The 13,670-nt window shown below is 69.9% G+C and carries 11 protein-coding genes and 1 pseudogene; 6 read left to right on the top strand and 6 right to left on the bottom strand.

What is annotated here, in order from left to right; translation table 11 throughout:
* Nucleotides 1–28: 28 nt before the first annotated feature.
* A complete protein-coding gene (locus ACYVDG_RS05370) occupies nt 29–1,183 on the bottom strand; it encodes an acyl-CoA dehydrogenase family protein (protein ID WP_460747193.1) in 1,155 nt (384 codons plus the stop codon).
* Between the two features lie 40 nt (nt 1,184–1,223).
* A complete protein-coding gene (locus tag ACYVDG_RS05365) occupies nt 1,224–2,471 on the bottom strand; it encodes a CoA transferase (RefSeq protein ID WP_460747192.1) in 1,248 nt (415 codons plus the stop codon).
* A 301-nt stretch (nt 2,472–2,772) separates the two neighbouring features.
* Between ACYVDG_RS05365 and ACYVDG_RS05360 the strand changes: the two genes are divergently transcribed.
* Nucleotides 2,773–3,351, top strand: coding sequence for a hypothetical protein (locus ACYVDG_RS05360; RefSeq protein WP_460747191.1), 579 nt, complete (start codon nt 2,773–2,775; stop codon nt 3,349–3,351).
* Between the two features lie 48 nt (nt 3,352–3,399).
* Nucleotides 3,400–4,062 carry a GntR family transcriptional regulator gene (locus ACYVDG_RS05355; protein WP_460747189.1) on the top strand — a complete coding sequence of 221 codons (663 nt, stop codon included), beginning with the start codon at nt 3,400–3,402 and terminating at the stop codon, nt 4,060–4,062.
* 24 nt (nt 4,063–4,086) lie between these two features.
* Here ACYVDG_RS05355 and ACYVDG_RS05350 read toward each other — a convergent pair whose 3' ends face one another.
* Entirely contained in the window at nt 4,087–4,479 is a 393-nt protein-coding gene (locus tag ACYVDG_RS05350) for a VOC family protein (RefSeq protein WP_460747188.1), read from the bottom strand.
* A gap of 76 nt (nt 4,480–4,555) precedes the next feature.
* Nucleotides 4,556–5,524 carry a LysR family transcriptional regulator gene (locus ACYVDG_RS05345; RefSeq protein WP_460747187.1) on the bottom strand — a complete coding sequence of 323 codons (969 nt, stop codon included), beginning with the start codon at nt 5,522–5,524 and terminating at the stop codon, nt 4,556–4,558.
* Here ACYVDG_RS05345 and ACYVDG_RS05340 point away from each other — a divergent pair.
* The 3 genes and pseudogenes from ACYVDG_RS05340 to ACYVDG_RS05330 form a co-directional block, all read left to right on the top strand.
* Nucleotides 5,523–5,948, top strand: a pseudogene (locus tag ACYVDG_RS05340) (hypothetical protein); the annotation flags it as partial. The gene ACYVDG_RS05345 and the pseudogene ACYVDG_RS05340 sit on opposite strands and share 2 nt — an antisense overlap.
* 40 nt (nt 5,949–5,988) lie before the next feature.
* The gene (locus ACYVDG_RS05335; protein ID WP_460747186.1) at nt 5,989–6,840 is read left to right on the top strand and encodes an MFS transporter; all 852 of its coding nucleotides are present in this window, start codon (nt 5,989–5,991) and stop codon (nt 6,838–6,840) included.
* A 152-nt stretch (nt 6,841–6,992) separates the two neighbouring features.
* Nucleotides 6,993–7,847, top strand: a complete 855-nt coding sequence (locus ACYVDG_RS05330) for an SDR family oxidoreductase (RefSeq protein WP_460747184.1) — start codon at nt 6,993–6,995, stop codon at nt 7,845–7,847.
* Nucleotides 7,848–7,918: 71 nt separating this feature from the next.
* Here ACYVDG_RS05330 and ACYVDG_RS05325 read toward each other — a convergent pair whose 3' ends face one another.
* Together ACYVDG_RS05325 and ACYVDG_RS05320 are read right to left on the bottom strand one after the other, a co-directional pair.
* The gene (locus ACYVDG_RS05325) at nt 7,919–9,727 is read right to left on the bottom strand and encodes a thiamine pyrophosphate-requiring protein (protein ID WP_460747183.1); all 1,809 of its coding nucleotides are present in this window, start codon (nt 9,725–9,727) and stop codon (nt 7,919–7,921) included.
* 54 nt (nt 9,728–9,781) lie between these two features.
* Nucleotides 9,782–10,198: a ChaB family protein gene (locus tag ACYVDG_RS05320; protein WP_460747182.1), complete on the bottom strand. Its 417-nt coding sequence runs from the start codon at nt 10,196–10,198 to the stop codon at nt 9,782–9,784.
* A 215-nt stretch (nt 10,199–10,413) separates the two neighbouring features.
* Here ACYVDG_RS05320 and fdh point away from each other — a divergent pair, with 215 nt between their 5' ends.
* A complete protein-coding gene (gene fdh / locus ACYVDG_RS05315) occupies nt 10,414–13,668 on the top strand; it encodes a formate dehydrogenase (RefSeq protein WP_460747181.1) in 3,255 nt (1,084 codons plus the stop codon).
* Nucleotides 13,669–13,670: the final 2 nt, after the last annotated feature.

Raw genomic sequence — 13,670 nt, 5'->3', positions numbered from 1 at the left:
CCCCGCGTCGGCTCGTCCGCACGGCCGCCTAACCCGCCGCGTCCCGGGCGACGAGCTGCGCGGCGATCACGTTGCGCTGGATCTCGTTGGTTCCCTCACCCAGGATCATCAGCGGCGCGTCCCGGAAGTACCGTTCGACCTCGTACTCACGGGAGTAGCCGTAACCGCCGTGCACCCGCATGGCGTCCAGCGCCACCTCCATCGCGGTCTCGGAGGCGAACAGTTTGGCCATACCGGCCTCCATGTCCGTGCGCTCGCCCCCGTCCAGGAGCTCGGCGGCATCGACGGTCATGAGCCTGGCGGCACGCACCTTCGTGGCCATGTCGGCGAGCAGGTTGCCGACCGACTGGTGCTTCCAGATCGGCTTCCCGAACGACTCCCGGTCCTGGGCGTAGGAGACGGCGTCGGTCAGGGCCGCTTGGGCCACACCGACCGCCCGTGCCGCCACCTGGATACGGCCGACCTCCAGGCCCCGCATCATGTGGCCCCAGCCCCGGTTCGGCTCCCCGCCCAGGACCGCGTCGGCCGGAACCCGCATCCGGTCGAAGGTCACCTCGCAGGCCTCGACACCGCGGTAGCCGAGCTTGGGGATCTTGCCGGAGACGGTCATCCCCTCCCCCGGCTCGACCAGCAGGACGCTCATGCCCCGGTGGGCGGGCTCGGCTCCGGGGTCGGTGACGCACAGCAGGCCGATCAGCCCCGCGTGCTGGGCGTTGGAGATCCATGTCTTGGATCCGTCGACGACGTAGGCCTCTCCGTCGGCCAGCGCTTGGGTGCGCATGGCCTGCAGGTCGCTGCCCCCGGAGGGTTCCGTGAGGGCCATGGTGGCGCGGACGGAGCCGTCGGCCATACCGGGGAGGTAGCGCTCGCGCTGCTCGGGGGTGCCGAACTCGCGGATGAGGTAGCTGATCACCGAGTGGCCGCCCATGGCACCGGCGAGGCTCATCCAGCCCCTGGCCAGCTCTTCGGTGATCCGCGCGAAGCACGCGGCGCTCACCTCGACCCCGCCGTGTTCCTCGGGCACCAGGAGCCCGAAGATCCCGAGCTTCTTCATCTCCTCGATGAACTCCTCGGGGTAGGTGTCGGTCGGCTCGAAGTCCCTGACCCGGTGCCGCACCCGTTGGTCGACGAACGTGGCGACCACGTCCACCATGTCCTGTTCGTCCGCTGAGAGTCCGTTCATGATCCGTTTCCCGTCTTCCGTGCGATGCTCGTTCGGGCGTTCAGGGCGCGGGGTCGGCGCCCGTGCCCCGCACGACCCCGCGCTCCACCAAGCCCTTCAGATCGTCCTCGGCGAGCCCGAGTGCTCCGCCGAGCACGGCGCCGGTGTGCTCACCGACCCGGGGTGCCGGGCCGGGGCGGGCGTTCGCGCCGTCCACGGCAACCGGCCCTCCGGGGGCGTAGTGGGCGCCGACGCCCGGCTGTTCGGCCAGGTGGAACAGGGGGTGTTCGCGCAGGGTTTCGGCCCCGTTCTCCGCGATCCGGGCGAAGCTGCGGTAGGTCGACCACAGGACCCTGGTCGCGCCGAGGGCCTCTCGGACCCGGTCGGCCGGGTGACGGGCGAACCACCCGGCGATGAGCCCGGCGAGCTCGTCGCGGTGCGTGTAGCGCGCCCCCTCGTCGGAGAGGTCGGTGCCGAGGCTGTGCTCCAGCGCGCCGACCACCTCACGGAGGCCGGTCACCTTTACCAGGTCGGACCAGTGCCGCGGGGTCAGGGCGACCACCATGAACCGCTCGCCGTCAGCGCTCTGGAAGTCGCGTCCGAAGGACCCGTAGACATGGTTGCCGTCCGGGGTACGGGCGGAATCGGGGCGCAGCTGTGCCTCGGCCAGGTGCCCGAGTGTGCCGGCGGTGGCCAGGGCGACGTCCTCGAGAGCGACCCGGATCCTGCGGCCCCGACCGGTTCTGGATCGGTGGCGTTCGGCGGCGAGCAGCCCGTTGGCCAGGTACAGGCCCGCGGCCAGGTCCCAGGTGGGAACGGTGCTGTTCACCGGACCCTCGTGGTCGTCGGGACCGGACGCCAGGGGGAACCCGGTGCTCGCCTGGACCGTGTAGTCGACAGCCGTGCCGCCGTCGCGCCTGCCCACCAGTTGGACGTGGATGAGGTCGGGGCGTAGTCGGCTCAGGGCTTCGAAGCCCAGGTCAGTGTGGCGTTCGGAGTTGCTGACGACGATTCCCCCGTCCTCGCCGCCACCAGCGACGAGTTCGGCCACCAGGCGTCGGCCCTCAGGCTGGGACAGGTCGACCTCGACCGCCTTCTTGCCGCGGTTCAGCCCCGTCCAGTAGAGGCTGGTCCCCTGTTCGCTCAGCGGCCACCGGCCGCGGTCCGGGGCACCCCCGAGCGGTTCTACCCGGATCACCTCGGCCCCGAGCTGCGCGAGCGCCAGGCCGCACAGCGGCGTCGCCACGAAGCTGGACAGTTCCACGATCCTCAAACCGGCCAGCGGTTGGTCGTGTCCGTGTTCGACCACCACGCCTCCTTCACGCTTTCGTTGGGGCGCGCCTTCCACGCCATAGAAAATATAATGCATTATCCATGGAGAGGGTAGATTCAGGGGGTTGTGAGCTGTTCCGGGTTTCATCAGCAACTCTCCGCTTTTGTCAACAGAGATCACGACGACCGCGGGCCACCGTTGAAGAGCCAGGAACTCGGACCGGTTCGCGCCGGAGAAAGAATCAGGGGAGTTCGCTGACTCTCCTCACACGGGCCCGCCCGTCCCGCCAACGTCTTTCTCGAACGTGTGAACGAGACACCGGGAGGGGGTGGGACCCGTGGCCGAGACCGCCCCACACCAAGCCGACCAGCAGCCTGAAGGCAAGAAGAAGCGGGAGTTCGAGCCCTGCCCCGGGCACGTAGTCCAGGCCTTCACCTTCGCTCTGGACCCGGGGTCCGAGACCGAGCAACGGCTGCGCTCGCACTGCGGAGGGGCCCGGACGGCCTTCAACTGGGCACGCAACCACGTCCTGGCCAACTGGGGCCAGCGCGCAGCCGAGGCCTCCTACGGGGTTGCTGAGTCTGAGCGCACCCCGTGGCGGTCCTGGTCGCTGCCCAGCCTGCGGCGGGCGTCCAACGCAGCACGCAACCTCGCCGCCCTGGCGGCACAGGTGAGCAGTACCGGTACCGGAGTGGCCGGAGACCGGGGAGCGAGGGCTCTGAAGGCCCGTGGAGCCGACCGTAAGACCCGCACCACCCGCACCCGCCGTTCGGCGGGTGCGGGGCGGGCCGGTGGCGCAAGGCCGCGCAAGCGGACAGAAGCTCCGGCACCGTCGTCAGGACACCCAACCCCGGTTGTGGTGACACCGTCACGGACCTTGCGTGCTGAAACGCACGGAATGCTGATGTTTACTTAAGACATCAGCAACGGTACCTGCAGAGCGGCACCCGACAGGAGCAACCCGATGGCCCGACCCCAGCTCAGCGACGAAGTGGCGGCTCACGTGCGCGAGCTCGTCCTCACGGGGCAACTGCGCGCCGGTGAGTTCGTGCGGGTCGAGCGGCTCGCCGAGGAGCTCGGCATGAGCGTGACACCGGTACGCGAGGGGCTCGTCGCCCTACGGGGCGAAGGGCTGCTGACCCTCGAGCCCCGACGGGGCTTCACGGTCGCCCCGCTCTCCGAACAGGACCTCTTGGACCTGTTCTGGGTCCAGGCACAGATCGCGGGGGAACTGGCGGCGCGCGCGACCCCGCTGCTCACCGACGAGCAGATCGACCAGCTCGACGCCCTCCAAGCCGAGCTCGTCGACGCACTCGACCGTGACGACCTGACCACGGTCGAGCGCCTCAACCACGAGTTCCACCGCACCATCAACCGGGCCGCGGCCACCACGAAGCTGACCTGGTTCCTCAGGACCGCCACGCGGTACGTGCCGCTGCGCTACTACCACCGCGTGGGCGGGTGGCCCGACGCGACACAGCACGACCACTTCGCCGTTCTGAACGCGCTGCGGGCCCGCGACCCCGAAGCCGCGCGGAGCGCCATGAGCGACCACGTCAACCACGCCGGCCGCCTGCTGGCCGCGCACGCGGACCTGCCCGCACCGGAGGCCTCCCCCTCCCCCTGAACCGCCCGGGGTTGCGCGAAGGGCTCAGAAAGTGCGCTGGTCGCGGCGCAGGGGGTGGTCGTCGGGGATCTGGACGAGCACGATCCGCACCCCGTCGGGGTCGGCGATCCAGGCCTCGACCAGCCCCCAGAACTCCTGCTTCGGCTCCCGCAGGCCGGTGGCCCCGGACGCTGTCACGCGGGCGTACTCGGCCTCGACGTCGCGCACCTGCACCCAGAGCGAGAGCGGGGGCACCCCGGACGGCTCGGATGTCCCGGCGACCTCCAGCAGCCCGTTGCCCAGGAAGAAGACCGTTCCCGGCGCCTCGGGGTCGCCGAACTCGCGGTGTACGGCGAGCCCCAGTACGTCGCGGTAGAAGTCCCGGCTGCGGAGGAGGTCGGTGGGCCGCAAGAGGACGCGGCTGCTCAGAATGTCCATGCCCCGCATACTCCCAGCCGCTCCCCGGCTTCACGAGAAGGGAGCAGGCGAACGGCCCTCCGAAGAAGGGGCCGACCTAGGCGCGGTCGGCGACCGCAGGGAGAGGCCGACCGGACTCCGGCGGCAAAGTCTCGGCCACTCCCTGCTCCCCTCGCGTGTACCCCTCCGCCAGGAGCTGGGCGAGGGTGGTCAGCTGCGGGGTGGTGTCCGCGGTGCGCCAGATCAGGCCCAACTGCGACGGTTCGTGCATGCCCTCGATCCCCAGATAGCGCAGATCCGCGCGGGTGGTGTGTTCGGCCAGCGGCCGGCACACGAGCATCGCGTGCTCACCCGCGGACACCAGGGCCAGCCCTTCCTGGACGGTGGTGATCCCCGCGCTGGAGCGGATCGGCACACCCGCCGGGGTGGCGGGCGGCAGGCGGGCGGCCTTCCAGTAGTCGGGCGCGTCCCCGCTCGGGTGGAGGAGGTCGAGCTCGGCCAGCTCCTCGACGTGCACGCGGCCGCGCCCGGCGAGGGGGTGGGCGGCGGAGACAGCGAGCAACCGGTCCTGCGGAGGGAACCGGTACCCGACGGTCAGCGGACGCTCATGAACCGGGAGCTCGACCACGGCGGCGTCGAGACGGCCGTCCAACACCGCGGAGAACGGGGAGCCGAGCGGGATCTCACTCAACGAGACGGTCACCTCGTGACGTGCACGTAGGCGGCGGAAGGCCTCGGCCACCTCTTCGTAGACACTGCCGTGGAAACCGATCCGCAACTCGCGCAGGGCGCCGCGCATAGCCCGGTCCCGGGCCTGGGTGAAAGCCGCGGTCAGGGACTCGTAGGCGGGCCGTACCTCGTCGACGAACTGGGCGCCGAACCGGCTCAGGGACACGCGCCGACTGGTGCGCTGCACGAGGCGCACCCCGACGCGGCATTCGAGCCCGGTGACCAGCTGGCTGACCCTGCTCGGGGAGAGGCCTAGGCGCGCGGCGGTTCGGCCGAAGTGCAGTTCCTCGGACAGCACGATCAGGCACTCGATCTGCTGGACATGTACCTGGTTCATGCTCCCCATATCGTGCAGCCTAGCTCAACGATCCCTGAGTGGATCACTGTTGTTCGCATCCTCCGCAGGCTCTTGGCTGGGGTCCATGAGATCCTCTGAAGCGTCCGCGGTCGCAGACACCGGTCCAGCGCGTACCACCACCCCTTTTCAGTGGGTGGCAGTCGCTGTGTTGTCCCTGAGCACCTTCGTGGTCGTGACCTCGGAGATGCTGCCGGTCGGTGTGCTCACCCCGATGGCCGAGGGCCTGGACATCTCCCGGGGTGCGGCCGGTTCCAGCCTCACCATCACCGGTCTGGTTGCGGCGGTGACGGCCCCGGTGACCCCCAGGGTGCTCGGCCGCCTCGACCGGCGCGTTGTACTCGCGTCGGCGATGCTGGTCCTGGCCGTCGGCAACGCGCTCACCGCCGCTTCCCAGGAGTTCGGGCTCCTCGTCGTCTCCCGCGTGATCCTGGGTGTCGGGATGGGTGCGGTGTGGGGGGCTGGCCGCCGCGGTCGCGATCCGTCTCGTGGAGTCCCGCAACGCCGCGCTGGCGGTGTCGTTCGCCGTCAGCGGGGTCGCGGCGGCTTCGGTAGCAGGTGTGCCCCTGGGCACGGTGATCGGGAACGCCTTCGGCTGGCGCACCGCCTTCGCCACTCTGTCCGTGAGCGCGGTGGTCCTGGCCGTCGGCCTGCTGGCGGTGCTGCCCCGCCTGTCCCGCCCCGCGTCCGCGTCCGCCGCCTCGAGCGGCCGGTCCCTGCTCAGCCGCACGGTGGTCACCGGTCTGACGGTAGTCGTCCTCCTCGTCACCGCGCACTTCGCCGCTTACACATACGTGCGACCCGTCCTCGAGGACCGCACCGGGCTCACCCCCAACACCACCGTCCTCTTCCTGCTGGTGTACGGCCTCTTCGGCCTGGTGGGAAACTTCGCGGCGGGTGCTCTGGCCGCTCGCCGCGCCCGCGCTACCGTTCTCGGCCTGGCCGTCGGCATCGGCACGGCAGTGGCGCTCCTGGCCCTGCTTGGTGGCCTACCGGGGGTCGCCGGGATCGCCGTCGCCCTGTGGGGGCTGGCCTACGGCGGGGTGTCCGTGGCGGGTCAGATCTGGATGTCCCGTACCGTGCCGGAGCGTGTCGAGCACATCACCGGCCTCTACGTCGGAGTATTCACCGGCGCGATCGCTCTCGGCGCCTTCCTCGGCGGCGCCGTCGTCGAGGCGACGGGCATCACGCCCCTGCTGTTGAGCGCCGCCGGACTGGCCCTGGGTGCCCTGGCCGTCGGCCTCCTCGGGCCCGGGGCACAGCACAGCGGGCGTTCCCGCAACCGAGTGGAGGTCTGACTCCCTGGTGCGAAACAGGGTCCGTCCCCGTGGCACGGCCACCGGGGTCCTGAACGGAAACCGCCACGGCAAAGGATCGGTATCGGTCGGGCAAGCGGGTGTGGCGCTTGCCCTGTCCGGGCAGCGGTGCACCTGAGGAAGGGAGGCCGTCCATGAACGGGAGACATCCACCGGCCCAGGAGCAACCGCATCCGGGCCGGACCGAGCCGATGGACCCGCAGCCGCGCGACGAGATGCGCGGCTACGAGGGCCGGGGGCTGCTCGAGGGCAAACGTGCCCTGATCACCGGCGGCGACTCCGGGATAGGCCGGGCCGTCGCCGTGGCCTTCGCCAAGGAGGGCGCCGACGTCGTCTTCGGCTACCTGAGCGAGGATGCTGAAGCCCGGCACACGGTCGGCTTGGTGCAGAAGGAGGGGCGCCGCGCCGTAGGCGTCCGGGGCGACGTTGCCGACGAGTCGCACTGCGCCCACCTCGTGGAGCGTGCTGTCGGGGAGCTGGGCGGGATCGACGTCCTCGTGGAGCACGCGGCCACGCAGAGCCCGGTGGAGGAGTTCACCGATCTGACCACGGAGCAGCTGCGGCGCACCTTCGACGTCAACGTGATGGGGGTCTTCTGGACGGTGCGTGAAGCCCTGCCGCACATCCCCGACGGCGGCTCGATCATCATCACCGGGTCGATCAACGGCCTGCGGGGCAACAAGTCGCTGATCGACTACGCGTCGAGCAAGTCCGCCGTCATGAACCTGTCGCTGTCACTGTCCCAGGTGCTGATGGACCGGGGTGTGCGCGTGAACTGTGTGGCGCCCGGGCCGGTGTGGACACCGCTCATCCCGTCCACGCTCGGGGCCAAGGGCGCCGAGGGTTTCGGGAAGCAGGCCCCGATGGGGCGGGCCGCGGATCCCGACGAGATCGCGCCGTCCTACGTCTTCTTCGCCAGTGACCGGCTCTCGTCCTTCTACACGGGCGAGACGCTGACACCGACCGGCGGGGAGATCCAGGGGAGCTGAGCCCGGCGGAAGCCGAGCACGGGGGTGGGGCCGACGCCCCACCCCTTTCCTGCGCCCACTGGCCCGTGCGTCTACCGGCTGTGCGGCAGGAACTCCTGGATCTTGGTGGCCAGCCCCTTGGCCACCACTCCCTTGCGGTCGGGATCGCCCCCGAGCATGGACCTGAGCATGTCGGCGATCTGATCCCATTCTGCCTCCGGCGGGATCGGCGGCACGTCCCCGTCGCAGTGCACGTCGAGCACGACCGGCCGGTCAGCGGCCAGTGCACGGTCCCACGCCGGGCCGACGTCCTCCGGCCGGTCCACGCGGATCCCCACCAGGCCCACCGACTCGGCGAACTCCGCGTAGGACATGTCGGGCAGATCCTGGGAGTAGGAGGTCTTCGGGGATCCCGCCATCGCCCGCAGCTCCCAGGTGACCTGGTTGAGGTCGTTATTGTGCAGGACACACACGACCAGCGTCGGGTTGTCCCACAGGTCCTGGTAGCGCCGGGCCGTCAACAGCTCCGTCAACCCGTTCATCTGCATCGCGCCGTCGCCCACCAGGGCCACGGCGGGACGGTCTGGGGCGGCGAGCTTGGCGCCGATCGAGTAGGGCACGGCGCACCCCATGGTGGCGAGTGTGCCCGAGAGCGAACCGCGGTTGTGCGCGCCCATCCGCAGGAAGCGCGCATACCAGTTGGTGGCCGAACCGGAGTCGGCGGTGACCACGGCGTCGCTCGGCAGACGCGGCGAGAGTTCGTGCACCACGAGCATCGGATTGACCGGGTCAGCACTGACCCCGGCCTGGGCTTCCAGGACACTCCACCAGCGTTGGACGTTGTCCTCGACCGTCCCCCTCCAGCGGTCCCGGCCCTTCTTCAGCTTCGGGTCCGGGACGAGGCGGTCCAGCAACCCGCGCACAGTGCCCGCGGCGTCGCCCACCAGGTTCACTTCGGTCGGGTAGCGCATGCCGATGAACCGCGGGTCGATGTCGATCTCCACCGCCCGTCTGCCGAAGGGCGGCAGGAACTGGGTGTAGGGCAGGTTGGACCCCACGATCAGCAGGGTGTCGCAGTCGCGCATCAGCTCCCAGGAAGGGCGGGTGCCCAGCAGCCCGATAGCACCGGTGACCTGCGGCAGGTCGTCGGACAGGACATCCTTGCCCAGGAGGGCCTTGGCGATACCCGCGCCGGTCGCGTCGGCGAGCCGGAGCACCTCGTCCGCGGCTCCCCTCGCACCCTGGCCGACCAGGATGGCGATCCGCTCACCGGCGTTGAGTACGTCGGCGGCCCGGTCCAGCTCGGAGTCGGGCGGCAGCACCGAACCACCGCCGGCCACCCGGTCGGGTGCGCTGGACGGCACGTGCTTGAAGGCGTGTTCCGGCGGTGAGTAGTCGAGTTCCTGAACGTCCGCCGGGATGATCACGGTGGTCGGTGCCCGCTCCGCGAGAGCCGTGCGTATCGCCCGGTCCAGGACGTTGGGCAGCTGTTCGGGGACGTTGACGGTCTCGAGGAAAGCGCTGGAGACGTCCTTGAACAGGCTGTGCAGGTCGATCTCCTGCTGGTACGCGCCGCCCATGGCGCTGCGACTGGCCTGGCCTATCACCGACACGACCGGTACGTGGTCGAGTTTGGCGTCGTAGAGGCCGTTGAGAAGGTGGATCGCCCCGGGGCCGCCCGTGGCCATACACACGCCGAAGCGGCCGCCGAACTTGGCGTAGCCGACCGCTTCGAAGGCCGACATCTCCTCGTGGCGGCTCTGGATGAACCGCGGTCCGTCCTCTACTCGCGCCATCTCCGCCACGAGCCCGTTGACGCTGTCCCCCGGGTATCCGAATACTTCGGTGACACCCCATTGCGACAGCCGCCGCAGCAGATGGTTGGCGACGTTCTGCACCATGTCCCGTCCTCCTCGATCGTCTCGGCACCTGTGCCGGGACGGGTGTAGCGCGGTTCACGCGGATCCACCGGACCCCGCGGTGCGGCGGTCGCTCTCCTTCTGGAGGGCGTCCACCAGTTCGTCCTTGGTCATCCGGGACCTGCCGGGCAGACCGAGCTGCCTGGCCCGCTTGTAGAGGTGGCCCTTGGTGGCGTTGGCGTCGACCCCGCCAGCGGTCGGCAAGTCCCCGCCCGCGCGCTGACCGGCCCTGGGGTTCTCGGCCTGCGCGTCCGACGGGCCCTTGGCCTGCTTCGGCTCCCAGCGGTCGCCGACCTTTTCGAACGTGCGCTTGACGGCGGCGAAGGCGACCCGGTGCGCCCGCTCACCCTCCCCGTACTGCCGGACCGCGTTGTCGTGCGCCTCGATCCAGGTGCGCTGCGCCTTCTCCGGCGACCGGCGCAGGGTGTCCGGGAGTTCGTCTATTCCAGGCACCGCTCTCACCCCCCGATGATTGGGTCCCTGCTGGCGGCACTGCCCGGCCCCCGGTCAAGGGAAACCATCCCCACCGGTCGGGTCGGCCCGGCGTAGGCGTGTCGCCTCGCCTCCGTCCCCGATCCGTCGCACGGTAGGAAGCCGTGCCCTGATCTTCCGGAACGGCGCGGGACACGTCGATGGCCCGCGCCAGTCTCGGGCCCGGGGGTGTGCCAATGGGTGTGTGGAACTGGTTGGCTTCGTGGCCGGTCCTTCGGCAGGTGACCGGCACGGACAGGATGGGCCTCGGTGCAGCGGCCAAGTCCGAGCGCAGCGAGGCATTGCGTCCGCGCACGGCGGAGGCCGACCGCGTGGTGAAGTCAGTCTGCCCTTACTGCGCTGTGGGGTGCGGACAGAACGTCTTCGTCCGCGACGAGCAGGTCATCCAGATCGAGGGGGACCCCGACTCCCCTGTGAGCCGCGGCAGGCTCTGCCCCAAGGGCTCCGCCAGCCTCCAGCTCACCACCGGCTCGGCCAGGCGCGACAGAGTGCTCTACCGTCCCCCGTACGGCCGTGACTGGGAGGAGCTCGATCTGGACACCGCCATGCGCATGGTCGCGGAGCGGGTGATCCGGACCCGGGAGGAGACCTGGGAACAGGAGCACGACGGTCAGCGCGTGGCCCGCACGCTCGGTATCGCGAGCCTGGGCGGCGCGACCCTGGACAACGAGGAGAACTATCTCATCAAGAAGCTCCTCACCGCCCTCGGAGTCATCCAGGTCGAGAACCAGGCGCGGGTGTGCCACAGCTCCACCGTCGCGGGGCTGGGGACGTCCTTCGGGCGGGGCGGCGCCACCATGTTCCTCCAGGACTTGCAGAACTCCGACTGCATTGTGATCGAGGGCTCCAACTTCGCCGAGGCCCATCCCGTGGGCTTCCAGTGGGTGATGGAGGCCAAGGCGCGCGGCGCGGTCGTCATCCACGTCGATCCCCGGTTCAGCCGCACCAGCGCGCTGGCCGACCTGCACGTTCCCATCCGTGCGGGTACCGACATCGCTTTCCTCGGGGCGATCATCAACCACGTCCTGACCGAGGAGAAGTACTTCCGCGACTACGTCGTGGAGTACACCAACGCCTCGACGGTCGTCGGGGAGGATTTCCAGGACACCGAGGACCTGGACGGCGTGTTTTCCGGGTTCTCCGAGAAGGACCGCGCCTACGACGTTTCCTCCTGGAGCTACGAGGGCACCGAGGTGGCCGCGGCCGCCGGGGACCGCAACCAGCTGCACCGCACGCGCAAGGAGGATGGTCCCGGCACCAGTCACGCGGGGCGCCCGGAGCAGCAGGGCGCGGGCGGAGCGGTGATCCGCGATGCGGGCCGCGAGGACCGGACGCTCACCGACCCGCGCTGCGTGTTCCAGATCCTCAAGAGGCACTACTCGCGGTATACCCCGCAAATGGTGGAGGAGATCTGCGGTATCCCTCAGGACGTCTTCCGCCGTGTCTGCGACCACCTGACCGAGAACTCGGGGCCGGACCTGACCAGCGCGTTCTGCTACGCGGTCGGGTGGACCCAGCACACCGTGGGTTCCCAGTACATCCGGACCGCGTCGATCCTCCAGCTGCTGCTGGGCAACATCGGCCGTCCCGGCGGCGGCATCCAGGCACTGCGCGGACACGCCAGCATCCAGGGGTCCAGCGATGTCCCCACCCTGTTCGACCTGCTGCCCGGATATCTGCCCATGCCGCACGCACACGAGGAACAGGACCTGGACGGCTACGTCATGGCGGCCGGGTACCCGCACAAGGGGTTCTGGTCGCAGATGCGGTCCTACACGGTCAGCCTGCTCAAGGCGTGGTGGGGCGAGCACGCCACGGCGGACAACGACTTCTGCTTCGAGTACGTCCCCCGGCTCACCGGTTCGCACAGCACCTACGACACGGTCATGGAACAGATCGCGGGGGTCTGCAAGGGCTACTTCCTCATGGGGGAGAACCCGGCGGTCGGTTCGGCCAACAGCCGGGCCCAGCGCTTCGGCATGGCCAACCTGGACTGGCTGGTGGTCCGCGACTTCTCGCTCATCGAGAGCGCCACCTGGTGGCAGGACGGGCCCGAGATCGAGTCCGGCGAGATGCGCACCGAGGACATCGCCACAGAGGTGTTCTTCTTCCCCGCCGCCGCGCACACGGAGAAGTCGGGCACCTTCACCAACACCAACAGGACACTGCAGTGGCACGACCGCGCGGTCCTCCCGAGCGGTGACCGGCGCAGCGACCTGTGGTTCATGTACCACCTGGGGCGCCTCATCCGCCAAGAGCTCGCCGAGTCCGAGGACCCCAAGAACCGCCCGATCCTCGACCTCACTTGGGACTACCCCTTGGAGGAGGGCGAGGAGCCCGAGGCCGAAGCGGTCCTTCGGGAGATCAACGGGCACGACGCCGAGGGCCGCGCACTGGACCGCTACACCCAGCTGCGCGAGGACGGCTCGACCTCGTGCGGGTGCTGGATCTACTGCGGCGTCTTCAAGGACGGCGTCAACCAGGCGGCGCGCAAGAAGCCCGGCAGGGAACAGGACTGGATCGCCGCCGAGTGGGCGTGGTCCTGGCCCGACAACCGGCGCATCCTCTACAACCGGGCCTCGGCCGACGCGCAAGGGCGGCCGTGGAGTCAGCGCAAGGCCCTGGTGTGGTGGGACGCGGAGCGGGGCCGGTGGATCGGACACGACGTCGCCGACTTCGAACCCGACAAGGCGCCCGGCTATCGGCCTTCCCAAGACGCCGCGGGGGTGGAAGCGCTGAGCGGGGTCGACGCCTTCATCATGCAGGCCGACGGCAAGGGGTGGCTGTTCGCTCCGGCAGGACTGAACGACGGCCCCATGCCCACGCACTACGAGCCACAGGACACCCCGTTCACCAACCCGCTGTACGGGCACGAGCGCAACCCGACCCGGCTGCTCTTCCCGCACGAGCTCAACCCTTACCACCCCGCCGCTGGAAGCCCGGGCGCGGACGTCTACCCCTACGTGCTGACGACCTACCGGCTCACCGAGCACTTCACCGCGGGGGGTATGAGCCGTTGGACCCCTTACCTGGCCGAGCTGCAGCCCGAGTTCTTCTGCGAGGTCAGCCCCGAGCTGGCCGCGGAGCGGGAGCTGGAGCACGGCGGGTGGGCCACCGTCGTCACCGCACGCAACGCCGTCGAGGCGCGAGTACTGGTCACCGACCGGATGGCCCCGCTGCGGGTACAGGGACGCCCGGTCCACCAGATCGGCATGCCCTACCACTGGGGTCCCAACGGATACGCGACCGGTGACGCGGCCAACGAGCTGATGTCCATGTCCTTGGACCCCAACGTGCACATCCAGGAAGTCAAGGCGCTCACCGCCGACATCAGGCCCGGTCGGCGTCCCAGAGGCCCGGACCGGGTGGAGATGGTCGAGGAGTACCGGCGCCGGGCCGGCATCACGCAACAGACCGGAACGGAGGCGTGACC

This window comes from Nocardiopsis oceani (assembly GCF_054777395.1).
This window is presented reverse-complemented; position numbering and strand designations above follow the sequence as displayed.

What these genes read in the sequence shown, in the direction of transcription:
- ACYVDG_RS05370 (WP_460747193.1), bottom strand. Translation starts at nt 1,183, where the DNA reads ATGAACGGACTCTCAGCGGACGAACAGGACATGGTGGACGTGGTCGCC.
- ACYVDG_RS05350 (WP_460747188.1), bottom strand. Translation starts at nt 4,479, where the DNA reads ATGGACATTCTGAGCAGCCGCGTCCTCTTGCGGCCCACCGACCTCCTC.
- ACYVDG_RS05355 (WP_460747189.1), top strand. Translation starts at nt 3,400, where the DNA reads ATGGCCCGACCCCAGCTCAGCGACGAAGTGGCGGCTCACGTGCGCGAG.
- ACYVDG_RS05325 (WP_460747183.1), bottom strand. Translation starts at nt 9,727, where the DNA reads ATGGTGCAGAACGTCGCCAACCATCTGCTGCGGCGGCTGTCGCAATGG.
- ACYVDG_RS05345 (WP_460747187.1), bottom strand. Translation starts at nt 5,524, where the DNA reads ATGAACCAGGTACATGTCCAGCAGATCGAGTGCCTGATCGTGCTGTCC.
- fdh (WP_460747181.1), top strand. Translation starts at nt 10,414, where the DNA reads ATGGGTGTGTGGAACTGGTTGGCTTCGTGGCCGGTCCTTCGGCAGGTG.
- ACYVDG_RS05330 (WP_460747184.1), top strand. Translation starts at nt 6,993, where the DNA reads ATGAACGGGAGACATCCACCGGCCCAGGAGCAACCGCATCCGGGCCGG.